The organism is Nocardiopsis sp. CNS-639 (assembly GCF_000381685.1).
Lineage (GTDB): Bacteria > Actinomycetota > Actinomycetes > Streptosporangiales > Streptosporangiaceae > Nocardiopsis > Nocardiopsis dassonvillei.
Genome location: NZ_KB906854.1, coordinates 444,918 through 466,137 on the forward strand (window position 1 = coordinate 444,918; position 21,220 = coordinate 466,137).

A 21,220-nucleotide genomic window follows, 5' to 3' on the forward strand; every position below is an offset into this window, starting at 1 on the left:
CGCAGAACGGGGTTCCTCCATGTCCACACCCACCGGACTCCGCGCGGCCGCGGCCGTCGGACTGACGGCGCTCCTGGCCGCGGGCTGCGCGAGCCAGGGCGGAGGCGAACTCGCCTCGTCCACCTCCTCCACCGCGGGCACCGCCGACACCGCCGCCGAGGCGGCCGCCTTCGAGGGCTTCCCCGAGGGCACGTTGGACTACCAGCTCGGCGCCTCCTACACCCCGCCCCCGGGCGTGGGCACGGTGGTGCGCGACTCCACCTCCGAGCCGGCGGAGGGGATGTACTCCGTCTGCTACGTCAACGGCTTCCAGACCCAGCCCGGCGACCTGGAGTGGTGGTTGGAGGAGCACCCGGACCTGATCCTGCGCGACGCCTCGGGCGAGCCCGTCATCGACGAGGACTGGGACGACGAGCGCCTCCTGGACACCTCCACCGAGGACAAGCGCTCCGACATCGCCGCGGTCCTCGGCGAGACCATCGCCGACTGCGCGGACAAGGGCTTCGACGCGGTCGAGTTCGACAACCTCGACTCCAACCTGCGCTCCCAGGGCCTGCTCACGATCGACGACAACCTCGCGCTGGCCGCCGAACTGGTCGAACTCACCCACGGACACGGCATGGCCGCGGGCCAGAAGAACGCCGCCGAGGACACCGAGCGAGGCAGGGAGGAGGTCGGCTTCGACTTCGCCGTGACCGAGGAGTGCGCGGTGTGGAACGAGTGCGAGGCCTACACCGGCGTCTACGGCGACGCCGTCCTGGCGGTGGAGTACCCCCACGCGCTGGAGGAGGCGGGGATGACCTTCGAGGAGGCCTGCGCGGCTCCGGGCGCGCCCTCCCGGATGATCCTGCGCGACCTGAACCTGGTCGGCCCCGACCACGGGGACTACGTCTTCGACGTCTGCTGACCGGTTCCGGTCACCCGGCGCCGGGCGGACGGGGCCGGGCGGACGGGGCCGTCCCGCCGCCCGGCACCGGCCGGGCGGCGAGGGGCCCTCGGGTGCGGCTCACACGCCCATCTGGTCGTGGAGGGCGTCCAGGGAACGGGAGACGGCGTCGGGCAGGCGCGGGTCCCGCTGGTCCACCCCCTCGCCCAGATGGATGCGCCAGGCCACGTCGGCGCCGCCGGGCGGCCGCCGCGCCACCAGGCGAAAGCCCGTGGAGGAGTCCGGATCGGGGAAGGGCACGAAGCGGTTGACCAGGATGGTCGCGGTGACCCGCTCGGAGACGGTCTCGGCCAGGCGGCGGTAGTCCACGCCGTCCGCGTCCGGGTCCGAGCGCAGCCGCACCGTGTGCTCGCCCGCGCCCTCCTCCACGAAGGTGAAGGTGTCGGGGCTCCAACTGGCCTGGTCGATGTCCTGCCAGGGCACCGCGCGCCCGTCGGGCAGGTGCAGGGCCCGGGTGGTGGCGGCCAGGACGGGCGCCGCCTCCCCGGCCGGAGAGGCGACGGGCGCGTGGGCCAGCACGCGCTCACCCCGCTCCAGCCGGGCGCGCAGCGCGGCGGGTACGCCCCTGGAGAACAGGGCCACTAGCGGTTCCCGCCGTTGCCGGGGGAGCCGTTCTCCTCCGGAGGCTGGGTGCCGTTGGACCTGTGGCTCTCCCACTCGACGAGTTCGATCTCCTCGTCGGTGGGCCGCGCGAGGAAGTCGCGCACGGACGTGACCGGCATCTTGTCCACGGCCTTGTCGTAGACGGTGCGGCCCGCGTTGCTGACCTGGGCGCCGACCAGGCCGGCGACCTCCTGGACGACCGGGCTGTCGGCCACCTTGCGCGCGGTGCGCGCGAGCTGCTCGTAGCGGGCCCTGCCCGCCCGTGCTCCCAGGACGTAACCGATGGCGAGTCCGGCGGCGAACGTGATCCGGTAACGCATGGTCTACCTCTTCACCCTTTGGAGACGATCGGCGTGATCCGTGCTCGACGTTACCCCGTCGCGACCCCGCCACACATGCCGACACCGGTCACGAGCACTCCGCGGGGACGCTAGGCTTGATGTGTCGCCGCGGCCCCACCGCGGGGCACACGCCATCCCGCGTAGCTCAATTGGCAGAGCAGCCGGCTGTTAACCGGCAGGTTATTGGTTCGAGTCCAATCGCGGGAGCGCCCGGAGGGCCCGTCGGAAGCATCCGGCGGGCCCTCGGTCTTTCGGGTGGTCGGGCGGGTGAACGGAGCCGGTGCGCGGGGGCGAAAACACGTCGCGAGCACCCTTCGGAAGGCGCTAGGCTAGGGGACGTCGCCGAGCCTCCGGGGTTCGGGGACTAGCGCGATCCCGCGTAGCTCAATTGGCAGAGCAGCCGGCTGTTAACCGGCAGGTTATTGGTTCGAGTCCAATCGCGGGAGCAGCAGGACAGGGCCCTTCCCTCCACAGGGGAAGGGCCCTGTCCTTTTTTGTGCCCGGCCTTCGGGCGCACAGAAAGTACCGGTGACCACAGAAGGCACTGGGGTTCCCCAAATCCCAGGTACCCCTGCCGTCTCACGCGTCCGCGCCCGCGCGCCTCACTTCCGAAGGTATTCCGGAAAACTTCCGTTATTCCACTGGAAAAAAGCCGAAAACCCTTCCTACCATGGAGGCTCGCACCGCCGGTTCCGGCCCGAGACCCCCGCCCCCACCGGAAGTCCGCATGCCGCTCCCGCCGCCGCACGTGCGGCGGCGCCCCCGTCGGGCCGGACCGGCACCCCCCCGTCCGGCGCGCACCGGCGGGCACGCGACCCGACGCCGTCCGGCAAGGGCCGTTCCGGCCGACCGCGCGCCCTCCCTCCGGAGGACCCCATGCGCTTCCACCGCCACCGATCCCGGGTGTGGGCGGCCACGGCCCTCGTGGCCGCGGCCGGTCTGGCCACCACCCTCCTCCCGCCGACCGGCGCCGCCGCGCGGGCCGAACCCGCCGCCGAGCACAACGGCGCCGACTGCGCGGTGCCCGACCCCGGCCACCCGGCCGCCGACCCCCTGCTTCCCGATCCCTTCACCAGCCTGGACGGCACCCGCGTCTCCACCCTGGAGGAGTGGGAGTGCCGCCGGGCGGAGATCCACGAACTGGCGGAGCGCTCCGTCTACGGGGACAGACCCGCGCCGCCCGACAGCGTCACGGGCGCGGTCACCTCGTCCGGCATCACCGTGAACGTGACGGACCGGGGACGCAGCACCAGCTTCTCGGCGTCGGTGGACCTGCCGAGCGGTTCGGGCCCCTTCCCGGCCGTCATCGTCTACGGCGGGTTCGGGGCGGACACGGCCACGATCAACGCCGCGGGCGCCGCCGTCATCAGCTACGACCCCTTCGCGGTCGGAGCCGAGGGCACCTCGCGGGGCGACAAGCGGGGCGCGTTCTACGACATCTACGGCTCCTCCAGCGGTACGGGGCTGCTCATGGCCTGGGCCTGGGGGGCCAGCCGCATCATCGACGTCGTCGAGCAGTCGGGCGGCAGCGTTCTCCGGACGGACGCGACCGGTGTCACCGGGTGCTCGCGCTACGGCAAGGGCGCCCTCGTGGCGGGCGCGTTCGACCAGCGCATCGACCTGACCATGCCGATCGAGTCGGGCACCGGCGGTGTCCCCGCCTTCCGCGCGGTCGCCCGGGAGAGCGGAGCCCAGCCCCTGAACAGCGCCTACGGCGAGCAGCCGTGGCTGGGGGACGCCTTCGGCTCCCACACGGGAGACCCGAGCACGCTGCCGGTGGACACACACCAGATCCTGGGCATGATCGCGCCGCGCGGGCTGTTCGTCATGGACAACCCCCACATCGACTGGCTGGGCGCCCGCTCCGGGAGCGTGGCGGCCCTGGGCGGAGCGCAGGTGTACCAGGCGCTCGGCGCCCAGGACAACATCAGCTACTGGTCCGACGTCCAGGACGGCACCCACTGCGCCACCAGGCCCGAATGGCGGGCCCCGCTGCGACAGAGCATCGAGGCGTTCCTGCACGGGACGGGCGAGGCCCCCGGTGTGTTCCGGGTCGCCCCCGGCAGATCCGGCGACCTGTCCGAGTGGCGGGACTGGCGGACCCCGGCCCTGACCGACGGCGGTGGTGACGACGACGGCGGTGGTGACGACGGCGCGGACGGTGCCTGCACGGCCGACTACCGGACGGTCAACAGCTGGTCCGGCGGTTTCCAGGGCGAGGTGACGGTCCGCAACGACGGAGCCAGCGCGCTCGACGGCTGGAGCGTCGCCATGACACTGGCCCCGGGACAGTCCGTGGGCAACCTCTGGAACGGGGTGAACACCGGCACCAGCGGAGCCGTCACGGTACGCAATACCCCCTGGAACGGAACCGTCGCGGCCGACGCCAGCGTCACCTTCGGCTTCGTCGCCACCGGCGACTCCTCCGTGGCTCCCGGCGGCATCAGCTGCACCAGCCCCTGACCCCTACCGCGACCCCGCCGGACTCCGCCCCGGCGTGCTCCGGCCCGCCGGGGCGGACCCCGCGGCGGACGGGACGTGCGCCGGGTTCCGGTCGGCAGGTGCCGACGGGGAACAGGGGGGACGGCACGCGTGCGGACGCCGGATCCCCGGTCCACCGGGGCGTTCGGCGGTGACGGCGCGTGTGGGCGCCGGGCCCGGTCCGACCGGCTTCCCGGTCCGCCGGGACGGCGGCACGGCCCGTTGGGCGGGACCGCGCTCGGAGGGCAGCGACTCGGGGGCGGCACGCGTCCGGTCATCGGCGAGGAGAGCGGCACCGGGTCCGCGCCCGTGCTCTGGGGCGCCATCCGTCGGTGCCGGGGCGGCCGGGACGCCCCGCCGGACATCCGCCGTCCGCGCCAGCGGTTCGGGGCCGCTGGAGTACTCCGAGGGTTCCCGTGGTCGGGACACGGGACCGCTCGGTGTGGGGCCACTGGGCTGAGTGGCCTGGTGTGCGCGGTGGCGGACCTCGCCCGCTGCCGATCCGGGCGGCTGCGACGCGGGGCGGAGGTAACGCCTCAGATTCCGGCGACCCCGCCGATGAGCAGTCGGCGGTTGCGCTGGGGCATCTGGTAGCAGCCGGGCACCGGCGGGGCCACGGGCAGCGTGCGCCACCGCTGGACCTCGATCACGCCGGGTTCGGCGACGCGCCAGCCCTCGAAGAAGTCGAGGATGGCCCGCCGGGAGCGCCAGCGGCCGGACCGCAGGCGTTCGGCGAACACCTGCTCCAGCTGTTCGGCCCGCGCCGCGTCCTTGGGGAAGACGGCGGAGTCGGGACGGCAGTAGTGGCTGAGGACCATGTGGCTGCCGGGAGCCAGGGCGTCGCGCAGGGCGGCTATGTGCTCGGCCGGGTGGTCGGCGTCGGAGGTGTGCGTGACGGCACCGGTGAGCAGCAGGCCGACGGGCTCGTCCAGGTCGAGGAAGCTCCGGGTCTCGGAGCTGTCCAGGAGCCTGTCCGGGCGGGTGAGCGAGGCGCGCACCGCGGTGGTGGTGCGCCGGTCGCGGAGCAGGGCGAGGTGGTGGGTCAGGACCACCGGGTCGTCGGTGGCGTAGACGACGCGCGCGCGGGGATCGCTCTCGTGCGCGATCTCGTGCGGGTCGCCCGGTGCGGGCAGCCCCGCGCCGAACTGGATGAACTGCCGGATGCCCAGGTCCGCGCACAGGTGGCGGACGGCGCGCTGGAGGAAGGCCCTCTCGCCCAGCACGAGGTCCTGGAACCCGGGCGCGGCCCGCTCGGCGCGGCCGGCCAGGTCCCGGTCCGCCTCGAAGTGGTCCTTGCCCTTGAGGTGGAAGGAGTGCAGCCGGGCCACGCTGGGCCGGGTCAGGTCAACGGCGGGCGGTGGGTGGGCGCGGACGTGTTTGCCCCCCGCCTGCCTCAGGAAAGGGGGGGAGGTGAATCGAGACATCGCCGTCCTCTTGTCTGAGGTGGGAAGAGTGGTCGACCACTGGATTGTATTCCGCGTGAGCGGTGTTGTTAACCGAGTCACAGACTCCGGTCATAAAAATCGGTGTTCGCGATGCCCGGGAAGTACTGCGGGGTGTGGCGAAGGGCGATCCCGGGTGGGCTAGGGGTTATATGCCTAATGTCCATTATGAGAGGAATCAGGATGAGGCCCCGGAGCTCGTAAGCCCGTGGCTAAGGGCTTCCCGGGTTTCGTGAGTGCGCGTGTGTGACAGTGGAGACGTGTGGGTACGGGTGGTTGTGTCCCGTCCCCGGAGCGGAGCCGCGGGCTCCTTCGCCGTGCGGGAACGGTGAAAAGCGTTCCCCGCGCATATCGGAGGGCAATTCCGCGCACGCAGTCGCCACCTGCGGGAATTCCTTGCCGAGCCCAGGAATGCGGCGCAACCGGTGAACGGTGGAGCGGCGGGCCGAAAACACCGGAACGCCGTTGGGACGCTGGCCCTCCCAGCCGCCGACCCTTCCGGTCACGGGCTCCCGCGGACGCGGGCGCTCCCCGAGCGCGGACCGCCCGGCCCCGCGCCGTGGCCTAGCCTGGGGCCATGGACCGCCCGTACACCATCCTCAGCTGCGCCATGTCGGTCGACGGACGCATCGACGACACCGGGCCCGAGCGGCTGCGCCTGTCCAACGAGGCCGACTTCGCCGAGATCGACGAACTACGGGCGGAGTGCGACGCGATCCTCGTCGGCGCGGGCACCCTGCGCGCCGACAACCCCAGGCTGTTGGTGCGCTCCCCGCGGCTGCGCGAACGTCGCCGGGAGCGCGGGCGCACCGTGCACCTGCTCAAGGCCCTGGTCACCCGCAGCGGCGAGTTCGACCCCGCGGCCCGCTTCTTCTCCACCGGGGACGCGGGAGCCGTCGTCTACACCGGCGGGGCGGGCGTGGACACCGCCCGGCGCGCGCTGGCCGACCGGCCCGCCGCGGACCCGCCCGCCGAGGTCGTGGACGCCGGGGACCCGCCCACCGTCCGGGCCGTGCTGGCCGACCTGGCCGACCGGGGCGTCGGCCGCCTGCTGGTCGAGGGCGGCGGACACATCCACACCCTCTTCCTCACCTCGGGGCTGGTCGACGAGCTCCGGTTGGCGGTGGCCCCCTTCCTGGTGGGGCAGGAGGACGCCCCGCGCTTCGTCGTTCCCGGCGCCTTCCCGCAGACCCCCGACGCGCCGATGCGGCTGGTGGAGGCCAGGGCTCTGGGCGACGTGGCGGTCCTGCGCTACCGGCTGGACCAGGGAGCGCACGCGTGAGCGCCGGTCCGCCCCCCGCCGAGGGGGAGTCCGACGCCCGGTGGCTGCGCCGCACCGTCGAGCTGTCCCGCTCCTGTCCGCCCTCGGACACGGCGTTCTCGGTGGGCTGCGCCGTGGTCGCCGCCGACGGCACCGTCCTGGGCGAGGGCTACTCTCGCCGCGACGACCCGCACGACCACGCAGAGGAGGCGGCCCTGCGGGAGGTGGACGCCGGCGACCCCAGACTGGCCGGAGCCACCCTGTACTCGTCCCTGGAACCGTGCAGCTCCCGTGCCTCCCGGCCGCTGTCCTGCTCGGCGCTGATCCTGGCCACGCCCGTCGCGCGTGTGGTGTTCGCCTGGCGGGAGCCCTCCGTGTTCGTGGACTGCGACGGCGCCGAGCGCCTGCGCGCGGCGGGCCGGACGGTCGTGGAGCGGCCCGACCTGGCCGACGGCGTGCGCGAGGTCAACGCCCACCTGCTGGGCTGAGCGGGAGCCCGGTGGACGGCGGCCGCGTCATCTGAGCTTGCCCGCGTAGGAGTACAGGCGGCGCGTCCGGGCCTTGGTCTCCTCGTCCTCGTAGGGGTTGGTGACGCGGGCGTGCACCGCCCCGGAGAAGTCGTCCCACTGCTGGGCGCTCATCCGGGGCGCCCTGGCGTCGAGGTGGCGCATGGCGACGGGCTCCTCCATCTCCAGGAGCCTGTCGAGTTCGTCGCTGGCCGACACCGACCTGCCGAGGGAACCGGCGACCTCGCGGACCCTTCCGGCGAACTCCTCGTCCCTGGACATCCGGCGGGCGACGTAGGCGGCGGCCGCGGCGCCTCCCGCGGCGACGGCCCAGGCGATGAGGGGGAGGGGCATGGTCGAACCTCCTGTGTGTGAAGGTCCGCGCGACCGCTGGGACGGGAGGGGTCGGCGGGCAGGGGAGCGGATCCGGCGGCGCCGGACCCCGTGTCGTCCTTTCTACCCGCCGGAGGCGGCCCGACCCGAGTTGTCCACAGGCCGGATCCGGCTGTGGCGCGGCCCGGGCCCGGGGGTGTTCCCTTGGTACAGGGGCCCACCCCCGGAGACGGCATGGGCGTGCCCGAAAACGCCCCTTCCCCGAGGGCCGCCCGCCCCTACAGCCGGTCCACGTCCGCCACGTGCACCACCGCGCGCCCCTCGGCGTCGGACGCGGCCAGGTCCACCTCGGCGCTGATGCCCCAGTCGTGGTCGCCCGCCGGGTCGGCGAAGATCTGGCGGACCCGCCACAGCTCCGGCTCCCGCTCGATGAGCAGCATCGCCGGGCCGCGCGCGTCCGGCCCGGTCCCGATCGCGTCGTGCTCCTCGAAGTAGGCGTCCAGGGCCTCCTCCCAGGCCTCGGCGTCCCACTCCCCGCCCTCGTCCAGCCGACCCAGTTCGTCGTGGCGGCGCAGGGCGGCCAGCTCCACGCGGCGGAACATCTCGTTGCGCACCAGCACCCGGAACGCCCGCTCGTTGGTGGTGACGGGGCGTACCTTCTCCTCGGCGGCGGCCGCGTCCTCCGGCACCTCCGCCTCGGGGTTGGTCAGCTGCTCCCACTCGTCCAGCAGACTGGAGTCCACCTGGCGGACCAGCTCGCCCAGCCACTCGATGAGGTCGCGCAGCTCCTCGGTCTTGGCGTCGTCGGGCACCGTCTGGTTGAGCGCCTTGTACGCGCTGGCCAGGTAGCGCAGCACGAGCCCCTCCGAGCGGGCCAGTTCGTAGAAGCCCACGTACTCGGTGAAGGTCATCGCCCGCTCGTACATGTCCCGGGCCACCGTCTTGGGCCGGAGCGGGTGGTCGCCCACCCACGGGTGGCCGCGCCGGTACACCTCGTAGGCGTGGCTGAGCAGTTCCTCCAGCGGCTTGGGGTAGTCGACCTCCTCCAGCCGCTCCATGCGCTCGTCGTACTCGATGCCGTCCATCTTCATCTGCTGGACGGCCTCGCCGCGCGCCTTGTTGAGCTGGGCGCCGAGGATCTGCCGCGGGTCGTCCAGGGTGGACTCCACCACGCTGAGCACGTCCAGCGGGTACGTGGGCGACTCCTTGTCCAGCAGGTCCAGCGCGGCCAGCGCGAACGTGGACAGCGGCTGGTTGAGCGCGAAGTCGGCCTGGAGGTCCACGGTCAGCCGCGCGGTGCGCCCCTGCGCGTCGGGCTCGGGGAGCGCCTCCACGATCCCGCCGTCCAGCAGCGACCGGTAGATGGCGATGGCCTCGCTGATGTGGCGGCGCTGCCTGGGGCGGTCGTCGTGGTTCTCGGTGAGCAGGTGCTTCATGGCCGGGAAGCAGTCGCCGGGGCGGGCGATCACGCTCAGCAGCATGGCGTTGCTGACCCTGAACCGCGAGGTCAGTGGCTCGGGGTCGGACTCGATCAGCTTGGTGAAGGTGGCCTCGTCCCAGGAGACGAACCCCTCCGGGGCCTTCTTGCGCACCACCTTGCGCCGCTTCTTGGCGTCGTCGCCGACCTTGGCCAGCGCCTTCTCGTTCTCGATGACGTGCTCGGGCGCCTGGGCCACCACGTTGCCCACGGTGTCGAACCCGGCCCGGCCCGCGCGCCCGGCGATCTGGTGGAACTCGCGGGCGCGCAGGCGGCGCACGCGCACCCCGTCGTACTTGCTCAGCGCGGTGAACAGCACCGTGCGGATGGGCACGTTCACGCCCACGCCGAGGGTGTCGGTGCCGCAGATGACCTTGAGCAGCCCCGACTGCGCCAGGCGCTCGACCAGGCGCCGGTACTTGGGCAGCATGCCCGCGTGGTGCACGCCGATGCCGTGCCGCACGTAGCGGGACAGGTTGCGGCCGAACTTGGTGGTGAAGCGGAAGTTGCCGATCTCCGCCGCGATCGCCGCCTTCTCCTCCTTGGTGCACATGTTGATGCTGGTCAGCGACTGCGCGCGCTCGACCGCCTGCGCCTGGGTGAAGTGCACGATGTACACGGGGGCGTTGCCGCTGCCGAGCAGCTCCTCCAGCGTCTCGTGCAGCGGGGTGACCCGGTAGTCGTAGTAGAGGGGGACGGGGCGCTCGGCCGAGGACACCACGGCGGTGGAGCGCCCGGTGCGCTTCTCCAGGTCCTCCTCGAAGCGGCTGACGTCGCCCAGGGTGGCCGACATCAGCAGGAACTGCGCCTGCGGCATCTCCAGCAGCGGCACCTGCCACGCCCACCCGCGGTCGGGTTCGGCGTAGAAGTGGAACTCGTCCATGACGACCGTGTTGATGTCGGCGTTCGCGCCCTCGGCCAGGGCGATCTGGGCCAGGACCTCCGCCGTGCAGCACACGATGGGAGCGTCGGCGTTGACGCTGGCGTCGCCGGTCATCATGCCGACGTTGTCGGTGCCGAAGATCTTGCACAGGTCGAAGAACTTCTCCGACACCAGCGCCTTGATGGGCGCGGTGTAGAACGCGCACTCGTCGCGGGCCAGCGCGGCGAAGAGCGCGCCGGTGGCCACCATGCTCTTGCCCGAGCCGGTGGGGGTGTTGAGGATGACGTTGGACCCGGAGACGACCTCGATGAGGGCCTCCTCCTGGTGCGGGTAGAGGGTGAGGCCCCGCTCCTCGGCCCACAAAGCGAACGCCTCGAAGAGGGAGTCGGGTTCTGGTTCGGCCGGAAGCACATCGATGAGACTCACAGTCTCTATACTGCCTGCTTCCCGGCCCCCTTCGGGACGTCGGCCGCCGCGCGCGACGTCCGGGGCCCCGCGACGGCGACGGGCGCACCCCGCGCGGGGTGCGCCCGTCGTGTCACCGGTCTCGCGGTGCGCGTCTGGCTGGTCAGACCAGGCCGAGCTGCTTGACGGTGTCGCGCTCCTCGACCAGCTCCTTGACGGAGGCGTCGATGCGTGCGCGGGAGAAGTCGTCGATCTCCAGGCCCTGCACGATCTCCCACCTGCCGCCGCGCGAGACGACGGGGAAGGAGGAGATGATGCCCTCGGGCACGCCGTAGGAGCCGTCGGAGGGGATGGCCGCGGAGGTCCAGTCGCCCTCGGGGGTGCCGTTGACCCAGTCGTACACGTGGTCGACGGCGGCGTTGGCGGCGGAGGCCGCCGAGGAGGCGCCACGGGCCTCGATGATCGCGGCGCCGCGCTTGGCGACGGTCGGGATGAAGTCGTTCTCCAGCCAGGCCTGGTCGCCGACGGCCTTGGCCGCGTTGGCGCCGTTGACCTCGGCGTGGAACACGTCCGGGTACTGGGTGGCGGAGTGGTTGCCCCAGATCGTGAGCTTCTTGATGTCGTTGATCGACACGTCGAGCTTCTTGGCGAGCTGGGTGAGCGCGCGGTTGTGGTCCAGGCGGGTCATCGCGGTGAAGCGCTCGGCCGGGACGTCGGGGGCGTGGCTCTGCGCGATGAGGGCGTTGGTGTTGGCGGGGTTGCCCACCACCAGCACGCGGATGTCGTCGGCCGCACCGGCGTTGATCGCCTCGCCCTGGGGCTTGAAGATGCCGCCGTTGGCCTCCAGCAGGTCGCCGCGCTCCATGCCCTTGCCGCGCGGGCGGGCGCCGACCAGCAGGGCGACGTTGGCGCCCTGGAAGGCCTGGGTGGCGTCGTCGAAGATGTCGATGCCCTGGAGCAGCGGGAAGGCGCAGTCGTCCAGCTCCATCGCCGTGCCCTCGGCGGCCTTGACGGCCTGCGGGATCTCCAGCAGGCGCAGCTTCACCGGGGTGTCGGCGCCGAGCAGCTGGCCGGAGGCGATCCGGAACAGCAGCGCGTAGCCGATCTGGCCGGCGGCGCCGGTGACGGTGACGTTGACGGGTGCTTTGGACATGACGTGAACTCTCCCTGACGACGTTTCGCGACCCGCGATGCTCACAACGGGTTCGACGCGGCTTCGGTACCGGGCGCTGGGGGCCGTCCAGGCTCGCGCCGCACCTCACCACCCTAGACCGCGCGCTCCCGCGTGCTGTGACCCAGGTGCGCGCTACGTGTCCCCGCGCCGTCCCGGGCGGGCGGCCGGGAGGTCCTGTCCGTTAACGGATTTAGGGCGGGGAAACGTCGGACCCACCCTGTTAGGATGGCGTTTGCCGATCACGGCGGGCCGGTAGCTCAGTTGGTTAGAGCAGGGGACTCATAATCCCTGGGTCGCGGGTTCGAGTCCTGCCCGGCCTACCCTCTCCGAACACGAAAAAAGCGCCTCCCACCTGTGCGTACAGGCAGGAGGCGCTATCGCTTTCCCCACGGTCGGCTACGGCCTTCCGCGGCCCCGTCCGGATGGCCGCGGGGAATACACGTCGAAGTTTCGGAAGCCCTCGAACCCGGCCGCCGCCCGGTCGGCGGCGCCGTTCCGCGGCGCGGCGGTCGTCCGTTCCCGCCAAAGGCGCCGGACACGCGCGCCACGTGCCCTGCCGTCCCCGCACAGCCCCCCGTGACCCGCCGCCTTGCGGGTGCGGGCCGGGTCGGCGGCGCCACGGGCCCGGGGGCGCGGCGTCCGTTCTTCGTTTGTGTTTTGTCTACTTATAGGGCCTTTGGTATGTTCCTTCCTTCCGGGGAAGTCCTCACTGCGGTATCCGAATAACGGACGTCCGATTTCCCGGTCTGACATCGGACGAATATGGCGGCACTCCTGCCCGAATCCGAAGCTCCTGCGCGTTTTCCCGTTCCGTGCAGGTCGCAGGCCATACGACCCGCCGTCCAGTACATCCCGGAACCTCCGCGCCCGGCGGTGGCCGCTCGTTTACACTGGCGGCCGCTCCGAGGGGCGCGGTGGTCCACGTCTCAACAACCACGGCGCGCCCGGCGGCGTCCGACAGTCGGTGGACAGATGCATGCGGGGGGAGAGGCGAGCGTTGGGAGCGGACGGCACACGGCTGCGCGGAACCCACCGGCACGGGGTGGGCCTCCACCCCCGTCTGCTGTACGCCCTGGCCGCGGCGGCCGTGGCGGTGCTCCTCGTGGTCGTGGTCAACACCGCCGTCTCCCGGGACGACGGCGCCGGGCCCTCCGAGTCCAGGGAGCAGACCGTCCCCGCGGTGAACGCGGTCCCCTTCAGCGGTCTCGTCGACCGGATCGGCGTCTCCCGGGACACCTCCGTCGCCACCGTCGACCTCGACGGCTCCGGGAACAGCCTGTCCTCCCAGGCGCTGGCCGCCGCCGGGTGGACGCCCGGCCGCGAGGTGGTCCTGCTCGGCACACCCATGGAACTGCCCGACTACGCTCCCGGCCGCCCCGACCACCTGGTCTCGGACGGCCAGTTCCTGCGGCTCGCGGACGAGCGCTACCGGTCGCTCACCTTCCTGGCCACCGCGACCCGTACCGACGGCATCGAGGCCGAGGTCACCGGAACCGGCCGCGTGGTCTACGCCGACGGCCGGGAGCAGGAGTTCACCCTGTCCGTGCCGCACTGGACCGCCGGACCCGCGAGCGAGGCCGCGCTCACCCTGCCCTACGCCAACTCCGCGCGGCACGCCGGTCCCAGCCCCACCCTCGGTGCGGCGCGCCTGTACGCGCGCGGCGTCACGGTGGACCCCGCCCGTGAGATCTCCCACGTGGTGCTGCCCGAGACCGCCGACGAGGCGGGCCGCATCCACGTGTTCTCCGTGGGCGGGCGCGCCGCGGAGACGGAGTGGACGGGCACCTGGGCGCGCGCCACCTCCGGCTACATGGAGGTCGGCCCCTGGCGGGACCAGACCCTGCGGCTGTCGGTGCGCACGACCACCGGCGGCCACACGGTCCGCATCCGCCTGGACAACACCTTCGCGGTCGCCCCCGTCACCGTGGGCGCGGCCTCCGTCGCGCTGCGCGGAAGCGGCGCCGCCTCCCGCGGCGCCGCGGTCCCGCTCACCTTCGAGGGGCGCTCCGACACCGTCATCCCGGCCGGGGGACAGGTGTTCAGCGACCCCGTCGAGATGCTCCTGCCGCCGCAGACCGACGTGCTGGTCAGCATCCACCTGCCCGAACAGGTGACCACCGCGCCGGTGCACTACGCCTCGGTGGACACCAACTACACCAGCGCGCCCGGAAGCGGCGACCTGACCCTGGACACCACGGGGGAGCCGTTCACCGGCCGGGTCGCGCAGTGGCCCTTCCTCACCGCGGTGGAGCTCTCCGGGGGGCCGGGCGCGATCGCCGCCTTCGGCGACTCCATCACCGACGGGATCCGCTCAACCCCCGACGCCCACGCCCGCTGGCCCGACGTGCTCAGCGCCCGCCTGTCCGAGCGGTCGGGGCTGCCCAACCCGGGCGTGCTCAACCTCGGCGTGGCCGGGAACCACGTGATCCGGGACGGCTACCCGGGCGAGGGCGTCTCCACCAACCCCACCGGGGTGGCGCTGACCCACCGGGTGCACCGGGACGTGCTGGCCCAGAGCGGGGTGAACACCCTGGTCGTCTTCGCCGGGATCAACGACCTGCGCTGGAGCACCCCGCCCGAGTCGGTGATCGCCGGGATCGAGGAGATCGCGGGGCTGGCCCGCGAGAACGGCATGCGGGTGTTCGTGGCCACGCTCGGCCCCTGCGGGGGCGAGGCGCGCTGCACCGAGGAGGTCGACCGGGCCCGCCAGCAGGTCAACGACCACCTGCGGGCGCGGGCGAACGATCCCCTGTCGCCCTTCGACGGCGTGTGGGACTTCGACGCGGTCCTACGCGACCCGCAGGAACCCAGCCGCATGCTGCCCGCCTACGACTCGGGCGACCACCTCCACCCGGGGGACGCCGGACTGCGTGCGCTGGCCGAGTCCGTGGACCTCTACCAGCTCGTCGGCGGCTAGCGCCGACCGCAGGAGCGCGTGGCCCGCCCCGGCCGTCCGGTCAGCGCGGGCACCCCAGGTGGTGGTGGATCACGAGGTCGACGTAGACGGCGCCGAGGTCGTCCAGGCTCAGCCCGGCCCCGGGTTCGTACCAGTGCAGCAGGGAGTCGAAGGTCGCCAGCACGTCGTCGGCGACCCGCCCCGGCTCGCGCACCCCGAAGTCCCCGCGGGCCACGCCGTCCAGGATGATGCCGCGCACGTGTTCGCGGTACGCCCGCGTCAGGGAGGTGACCTCGCGGTGGCGGGCCGGGTGGACGGCGCGCAGCACCGGCAGCAGCTCGTGCCCCAGCGCGGTCGCCGCGCGGTGCCTCCAGCCGGTCTCCACGTGCCGCCTGACCAGCGTCGACATGCGTTCTGTCGCGGGTCGGTCCGGCCGGTCCGCGGCCAGCTGCCCGTGCACCCGCTCCCGGGTGGAGCGCAGAACGACGGCGTAGGCCAGGTCCAACCGGGTGGGGAAGGCGCGTCTGATCACGGCGGGGTCGGTCCCGGTCCCGGCCGAGATCCGGGAGGTCAGTTCGGACATCGCCAGGCCTTGTGAGCCGTGCTGGGCGAACAGGTGCGCCGCGCAGTCCAGGACGGGGGCCGTGGTGCGGAGCGCGTGAGGGGATGTGTCGGCCGTCATGTGGTGTCTCATCGCTCGGAGTACGCCCCCGGAGAGGGGGAGGGCGTGCGGTCTTCGGCGGATCGGTTCCGCGGCCCCCGCTCTCAGACCGGACCGGCGGCCGGTGCCCGCCGCTCACGGCTGCTGGTCAGCGACACCAGGTCCTCGATCCGCTCGGTGGCGAGCGCGTCCACGCCCATGCCCACCACGCGCGCCATCTCGGGGAAGTCGTTCACCGTCCACGCCGTGACGAGGTGGCCGCGCAGGTGTATCTCCGAGACCAGGTCCCGGGTCAGCAGCGTGTAGTGCGTGCCGAGGAAGGTCGGACGCAGGGTCCGCACCACGTCCTCGGGCGGCGGGCCGGGCTTGTCCCAGGCCAGCATCAGCCGGGCCTCGGAACTGCGGCCCCGCAGGGCGTCGAGCGTCTCGGTGGAACCGGTGAAGAGCACCTGGTCGCCGAACCCGCGCGCCCGCAGCAGGCTGTCCGCCGCCAGCGCCGCCTCGGGCGTGCCGGCGTCCACGAGCAGGGGAGGGGGAGCGTCGCCGGTGTACTCGGCGAGCACCTCCATCAGGGTGGGCACGCGGTGCTCCACGTCGTCGCGGGCGGTGGCGATCTCGGCCAGGGTCAGCTCCCCCACGGGGCGGGGCGGGGAACCGGGAAGGGCCACGAGTCGTTCGTCCACCAGGACGGGATAGCCGTCGGAGGTGAGGTGGACGTCGATCTTGACCAGATCGGCCCCGGCACGCGAGGCTGAACGCAGGGCCGGGAGGGTGTTTCCCGGGAAGCGTGCGGTGTCTCCGCGCAGTGCGATGGACAACGTCATGTGGTCAAGGGTGGCAAAGACTTCCGCTTCACGTGGTGCAAACAGGAAAAACGCCCGCCGGGGGCGGGCGCGGACGGGCGTGCGGCGCCCCGCGCGGACCGGTGTTGCCGTTACGTGGCGTCGCGATTGCGAGCGGACTCACGTCGTCGGGGACGCCGACGGGGTGCGGCGAGCTGGGAAACTTTGTTACACGGCGTCGTGACCGCACGGTGCCCCATGACCGTCCCTGGAGTGTGAGGCGAACGATGATTCCGGACCAGAGACGAGAGCACATCCTCAAGCTCCTTCAGGAGCGCCACGTGCTGAGCATCAACGAGCTCACGTCGATGCTGTCCGTGTCCCACATGACGGTCCGGCGTGACATCCAGGCGCTGGAGAACGACGGCAAGGTGCTGTCGGTCACCGGGGGGGTGCGGCTCGCGGCGCGGCTCAAGAGCGAGCCCTCCTACCTGGCCAAGGCGCAGCTGGAGGTACCCGCCAAGCGGGCCATAGCGCGCGCGGCGGCCGACCTGGTCCGGGAGAACTTCACCATCTACCTGGACGCGGGCACGACCACGCTGCAGATGGTCCCCCTGCTCACCGACAAGGTCGGTCTGACCGTCATCACCAGCGACTTCAACGTCGTGGGCCACCTGATGGAGTACCCGGGGATCGAGCTGATCCACACCGGCGGGGTGGTTTCGCACTCCGACCACTCCTCGGTCGGGCGCTTCACCGCCGACTTCCTGCGCCAGGTGAACGTCGACCTGGCCTTCATCGCCAGCAGCTCCTGGGACGCCGAGCGCGGCTCGACCACGCCCTCCGAGGCCAAGGTGGTCGCCAAGCAGGCGCTGCTGCGGATCGCCTCCAAGAGCGTGCTCACGGTCGACAGCACCAAGTACGGCAAGTTCGGCACCTTCAGGGTGGCGAGCCTGGAGGAGTTCGACCTGATCATCACCGACGACCGGCTCCCGCGCTCGGCCGTGGACGACCTCGCCGAGCGCGACGTGCGCCTGAAGCTGGTCGAGGTGGAGTAGAGGGGGCGCCCACCGGGCGCCCCGGCGGCTCAGGGCCGCCCGAGCCCGCTGCTCATCGCCTGGTCGGCGGCGCGCGGCCGAGGCCCCGGCTACGGCTCCACGCGGCTCAGTCCTCGTCGGCGTCGAGCTCCGCGTGGGCGAACAGGGCCAGTTCGGTGCCGTCCGGGTCGTAGAAGAGCAGGGTGGAGCCCTCCTCGCCGTGCATCACCGGGGAGTGCTCCACGTCCATCTCCGCGAAGCGCTCCTCCCAGGCCTCCAGTTCTCCCAGGTTCTCCACGCCCAGGGTGAGCCGGTCCAGGCCGCAGTGCCTGCGGTCGAACCTGCCCTTGAAGTTGTCGCGATGCTGGATGAGCGCCAGCAGCAGCCCGGAGGCCGGGTGCTGGCACTCGGTGCGCCGTGTGCCCTCGTGGTCGCTCTTGCCGAGGACCCGGAAACCCAGGACCGTGCGGTAGAAGCGCACACTCTCGTCGCGGTCGCGGACCGACAGGGTGACGCGGGCGAGCCCGTTGAGCTGGGGCACGGGCACCTCTCTGCGGCGGGGGCCGATGGTGGCCAGTAGATCGAGCACGATCATCGAGCCTAGGTCGGAGTCAGAATGATGGGTTCCTCTTTAACGCGGGTTTAACGCCTGATGTTCCCCGAATCACCCCGACACACTCCCTGACCTCCCCGGTCACCCCTCTCCGACGCCCGGAGTGGAACGTGTCACCGTCGCCGGAGAGGACGGTTCGCCGCGCACGTACCAGCGGGCGCGCATCACCAGGACGGTCACCGCGAAGGAGACCAGGCCGCCCAGTGTGGCCAGCACGAACGCCCCCTGGTGGCCGTGCGCGTCGGCGAGGACGCCCGCGACCGACGACCCCAGCGCCTGGCCCAGGATCAGGCAGCTCAGGATGACGGCCATCGACTGCGACAGGCGGCTGGCCGGGGCGGCCCTCTCGATCAGCCCGAACAGGCTCACGATGTGCGGGCCGATGGCGGCGCCCAGGACGAAGATGGCCACCGCCAGGGCGGCCGCGCCGTGGGCCGCGTACAGCGGCAGGGTGAGCAGGAACAGCGCGCCCGCCGCGATCCGGGTCCGCGCCGTGAGCGGGAAGCCCACGGGGACGGAGGCCATCAGCAGGCCCGCGACGGCGCTGCTGGTGCCCATCACCGCGTACATCAGCCCGGACAGGTCCCCGTGCCCGGAGGCGGCGGAGAAGGCGGTCACGCCGGTGGACATGCCGCCGAAGAACAGGCCCTGGCAGAACATGGGGACGGCCAGCACCAGCAGCGCGGGTGTGGCGATGCGGCCCCCGGCGCCGCGCACCGGCGGGGTTCCGGGCGGCGCGGTGGGGTGCAGGGCGAACACGGTCCCGAACACGCCGATGAGCACGGCCGCGCCCAGCACGCTGGCCGCCGGGGAGAGCGTCACGGTGAGCAGGCCCACCAGGGCGGGGCCCAGGACGAACGCGGCCTCGTCCAGCACGCCCTCGACCGACATCGCCGCGGACACCGACCGCTCGCGCTCCTCGCCCCGGTGCGGCCCCCGACGGATGAGCACCACCCAGCGCGTGCGCGCCATGGGGCCGATCTGGGGCATGCACAGGCCCGCCACGGCGGCGAGCACGGCCAGGACCGGGGCGGAGGCCTCCGCCAGGACGGCGGTCACGAGCACGGTGATGAGCACGGCGTCCACGAGCGAGGTGACCAGCACCGGGACGCGCTGCCCGCGCCGGTCGGCGAAGCGGGCGATGACGGGCCCGCCCACGGTCTCCCCGAGCGCGAAGGCGCCGGTCACCGCACCGGCGGCGGCCACGCTCCCGGTCGTGGTGGTGACCAGGGTGAGCAGGCCGATCAGGGACATGGAGATGGGCAGGCGGGCGAGGAAGGTACTCAGGAGCAGCGGCCACCCGGCGATGTGGTGCATGCGTCGCAGCGTGTCCAAAGGTGACATCCGGCCCCTGTCCGCGGTCGTGGTTGCCGACCCCCGACTCCCGGCACGGCCGTATGGCTCGGGCCATCGCGGAAGGGCCAAAATTCATCCCATGATATGGCCGTCGTCGGCGGGCGGGGCCCTTCCGGCGCCCGCGTGGGGGGCTTTCGGGGTTCCGGCGGATCTCCCGGTACCCGCGCGGGACCTCCGTGGCCCCGGCGCGCCCCGCGGTGCTCCCACCGGGCGCGCCGAGCGGGGAGGGGCGGGCGCACGCGCCGGATGTGTCGCGCGGGTGAGGCCGGGTGCCCGTCGCCGGTGATGACGTACTCGGGCCGTGGGGCGTGCCGAGCGGGGGCGCACGTGCTTGTCGGAGGGGGTGGCCCCACCCTGACTTTCGACGGTGCCGCCGACCCGCCCCCGGTGTGTAGGTTCACCGGCATGGACCTCTCCGTACCGCGCGAGGGCCTCCGGCGTGCGCTGACCCCACTCGGGGGGTGGCCCACCCGGGGCGCCGTCTGGCGCGACGTGCTGTTCGGGGCCGCGATCGCCGTCCTTTGCCTGGGGGAGATGCTCATCCGCTGGCGCGCCGGTGAGACGTCGGCCGCCGAGGCGCTCGCCACCGGGTCCGCCGCGGTGGCGTTGACCGCGCTGACCGTGGTGCTCTGCCGCCTCTACCCTCTGCTCGCCCTGACCGTGGCGCTGCTCGGCTCGTTCTGGGTGTACGGCTTCGGCGTCCTGCTGCTGTGCGTCGCCTACCTGGCGGGCCGCCGCCTCCCCACGGTGTGGTCGGCGCTGGCGCTCTTCACGTCCGTGCCCGTCCTGTGGACGGCGGTCGGAGTGCTGCTGTGGCCCGAGGCGCCCGCGGCGTGGCCCGCCACCGTGAGCACCGTCGTGTTCACCCTCGTGCTCCCCTGGCTGGTGGGCGTCTACCGGCGCCAGCACGTGGCCCTGGCCGAGGCCGGATGGGAGCACGCCCGCCAGCTCCAGCGCGAGCACCGCCTCACCGTCGACGAGGCCAGGCTCCGCGAGCGCTCCCGCATCGCCCAGGACATGCACGACTCCCTCGGCCACGAGCTCAGCCTCATCGCCCTGCGCGCCGGGGCCCTGGAGGTCAGCCCCGACCTGGACCAGGAGCACCGCCGCTCCGCGTCCGAGCTGCGGATCACCGCGGTCGACGCCACCCGCAGCCTGCGGGAGATCATCGGCGTGCTGCGCGCCGACACCGAACCCGCCCCCATGTCCCCCGCGGGCGAGGGCGTTCCCGCGCTGGTCGAGCGCGTCCGCGACTCCGGCATGCGGGTCGTGCTGGTGCGCGACGGGGACACCGGCGGCCTGCCGCCGATGGTGGACCGCGCGGTCCACCGGGTCGTCCAGGAATCCCTCACCAACGCCGCCAAGTACGCCCCCGGCGCCGACGTGACCGTGTGGCTGACCGCGAGCGGGGAGCGGGTGGAGGCCAGGGTCACCAACTCCGCGCCCCCCGAACCCTGCCCCGACACCGGTCCGGGCGGCAGGCGCGGACTCATCGGGCTGCGCGAGCGCGTCCGCCTGACCGGGGGCTCCTTCGCCGCCGGGCCGAACGGCGACGGCGGCTGGGAGGTCTGCGCGACCATGCCGCTGGACGGCACCGCCGGGGCGGGGCCCGACGAGGACGGGGAGGCGGCCCAGATCGACCAGCTCCAGCTCGCCGCCCACCGCCGGGTGCGCGGCTGGACGATGGCCCTGGCCCTGGTCCCGGTCACCGCCGCCGTGGTGCTCGTGCTCGGGCTGGGCTGGATCGGCGTCACGAACATGGAGAGCAGCACCCTGACCCCCGAGGAGTTCGCCGACCTGACCGTCGGCGACCCCCAGGCCGAGGTCGAGGAGGCCCTGCCGCCGAATTCGGTGTACATGGACGCGGGCGTCCTGGCGCAGGACGCCGTCCCCCCGGGCGCCACATGCAGCTACTACCGCAGCAACGGCGTGTTCTTCGGCGAGGAGACGGTCTTCTACCAGCTCTGCTTCTCCGAGGGGCGCCTGCTGACCAAGGGCGAGGCGCCGCTACGGTGACCACGCG

The 21,220-nt window shown here is 72.7% G+C and carries 17 protein-coding genes and 3 tRNA genes; 10 read left to right on the forward strand and 10 right to left on the reverse strand.

All coding sequences use genetic code 11. The features are described from left to right. The first annotated feature begins 19 nt into the window (after positions 1-19). Positions 20-907: an endo alpha-1,4 polygalactosaminidase gene (locus tag G011_RS0101760; protein WP_019606953.1), complete on the forward strand. Its 888-nt coding sequence runs from the start codon at positions 20-22 to the stop codon at positions 905-907. A 99-nt stretch (positions 908-1,006) separates the two neighbouring features. Here G011_RS0101760 and G011_RS0101765 read toward each other — a convergent pair whose 3' ends face one another. Further along, positions 1,007-1,528: a hypothetical protein gene (locus G011_RS0101765; RefSeq protein ID WP_019606954.1), complete on the reverse strand. Its 522-nt coding sequence runs from the start codon at positions 1,526-1,528 to the stop codon at positions 1,007-1,009. After that, a complete protein-coding gene (locus tag G011_RS0101770; RefSeq protein ID WP_013151819.1) occupies positions 1,528-1,869 on the reverse strand; it encodes a hypothetical protein in 342 nt (113 codons plus the stop codon). Before G011_RS0101770 ends, G011_RS0101765 begins: the two co-directional genes overlap by 1 nt. Positions 1,870-2,024: 155 nt before the next feature. Here G011_RS0101770 and G011_RS0101775 point away from each other — a divergent pair. The 3 genes from G011_RS0101775 (at position 2,025) to G011_RS0101785 (ending at position 4,353) form a co-directional block, all read left to right on the forward strand. Further along, positions 2,025-2,097: transfer RNA gene (locus tag G011_RS0101775), tRNA-Asn, on the forward strand. A gap of 166 nt (positions 2,098-2,263) precedes the next feature. Next, positions 2,264-2,336: transfer RNA gene (locus G011_RS0101780), tRNA-Asn, on the forward strand. Between the two features lie 430 nt (positions 2,337-2,766). Then, positions 2,767-4,353, forward strand: coding sequence for a cellulose binding domain-containing protein (locus tag G011_RS0101785; RefSeq protein ID WP_026337924.1), 1,587 nt, complete (start codon positions 2,767-2,769; stop codon positions 4,351-4,353). Between the two features lie 554 nt (positions 4,354-4,907). Here G011_RS0101785 and G011_RS0101790 read toward each other — a convergent pair. Continuing rightward, positions 4,908-5,795, reverse strand: a complete 888-nt coding sequence (locus G011_RS0101790) for an SAM-dependent methyltransferase (RefSeq protein ID WP_026337925.1) — start codon at positions 5,793-5,795, stop codon at positions 4,908-4,910. 595 nt (positions 5,796-6,390) lie between these two features. Here G011_RS0101790 and G011_RS0101795 point away from each other — a divergent pair. After that, complete coding sequence (locus G011_RS0101795; protein WP_019606956.1) at positions 6,391-7,095, forward strand: dihydrofolate reductase family protein; 705 nt, start codon at positions 6,391-6,393, stop codon at positions 7,093-7,095. Beyond that, entirely contained in the window at positions 7,092-7,562 is a 471-nt protein-coding gene (locus G011_RS0101800; protein ID WP_019606957.1) for a dCMP deaminase, read from the forward strand. Before G011_RS0101795 ends, G011_RS0101800 begins: the two co-directional genes overlap by 4 nt. Positions 7,563-7,589: 27 nt before the next feature. On the opposite strand, the gene G011_RS0101805 is transcribed toward G011_RS0101800, so the two are convergent. From G011_RS0101805 to G011_RS0101815, 3 genes are all read right to left on the reverse strand, one after another. Beyond that, complete coding sequence (locus G011_RS0101805) at positions 7,590-7,934, reverse strand: hypothetical protein (protein WP_019606958.1); 345 nt, start codon at positions 7,932-7,934, stop codon at positions 7,590-7,592. Between the two features lie 257 nt (positions 7,935-8,191). Further along, complete coding sequence (locus G011_RS0101810; RefSeq protein ID WP_019606959.1) at positions 8,192-10,684, reverse strand: RNA helicase; 2,493 nt, start codon at positions 10,682-10,684, stop codon at positions 8,192-8,194. A 157-nt stretch (positions 10,685-10,841) separates the two neighbouring features. Continuing rightward, complete coding sequence (locus G011_RS0101815) at positions 10,842-11,831, reverse strand: malate dehydrogenase (protein ID WP_013151825.1); 990 nt, start codon at positions 11,829-11,831, stop codon at positions 10,842-10,844. Positions 11,832-12,098: 267 nt separating this feature from the next. Here G011_RS0101815 and G011_RS0101820 point away from each other — a divergent pair. Then, positions 12,099-12,172 (forward strand) — tRNA-Ile (locus G011_RS0101820). A gap of 656 nt (positions 12,173-12,828) precedes the next feature. Continuing rightward, positions 12,829-14,769, forward strand: a complete 1,941-nt coding sequence (locus G011_RS0101825; protein WP_026337926.1) for an SGNH/GDSL hydrolase family protein — start codon at positions 12,829-12,831, stop codon at positions 14,767-14,769. A gap of 40 nt (positions 14,770-14,809) precedes the next feature. On the opposite strand, the gene G011_RS0101830 is transcribed toward G011_RS0101825, so the two are convergent. Next, a complete protein-coding gene (locus G011_RS0101830; protein WP_019606961.1) occupies positions 14,810-15,430 on the reverse strand; it encodes a TetR/AcrR family transcriptional regulator in 621 nt (206 codons plus the stop codon). 83 nt (positions 15,431-15,513) lie between these two features. Then, on the reverse strand, positions 15,514-16,233 hold the full coding sequence (locus tag G011_RS0101835; protein ID WP_019606962.1) for a glycerophosphodiester phosphodiesterase: 720 nt from the start codon (positions 16,231-16,233) through the stop codon (positions 15,514-15,516). Positions 16,234-16,478: 245 nt separating this feature from the next. Here G011_RS0101835 and G011_RS0101840 point away from each other — a divergent pair, with 245 nt between their 5' ends. Continuing rightward, positions 16,479-17,249, forward strand: coding sequence for a DeoR/GlpR family DNA-binding transcription regulator (locus G011_RS0101840; RefSeq protein WP_013151829.1), 771 nt, complete (start codon positions 16,479-16,481; stop codon positions 17,247-17,249). Between the two features lie 106 nt (positions 17,250-17,355). On the opposite strand, the gene G011_RS0101845 is transcribed toward G011_RS0101840, so the two are convergent. Continuing rightward, on the reverse strand, positions 17,356-17,823 hold the full coding sequence (locus G011_RS0101845; protein ID WP_019606964.1) for a VOC family protein: 468 nt from the start codon (positions 17,821-17,823) through the stop codon (positions 17,356-17,358). Between the two features lie 99 nt (positions 17,824-17,922). Next, positions 17,923-19,185, reverse strand: coding sequence for an MFS transporter (locus G011_RS0101850; RefSeq protein ID WP_026337927.1), 1,263 nt, complete (start codon positions 19,183-19,185; stop codon positions 17,923-17,925). A 417-nt stretch (positions 19,186-19,602) separates the two neighbouring features. Here G011_RS0101850 and G011_RS0101855 point away from each other — a divergent pair, with 417 nt between their 5' ends. Next, entirely contained in the window at positions 19,603-21,213 is a 1,611-nt protein-coding gene (locus G011_RS0101855) for a sensor histidine kinase (RefSeq protein WP_019606966.1), read from the forward strand. The last annotated feature ends 7 nt before the right edge of the window (positions 21,214-21,220 follow it).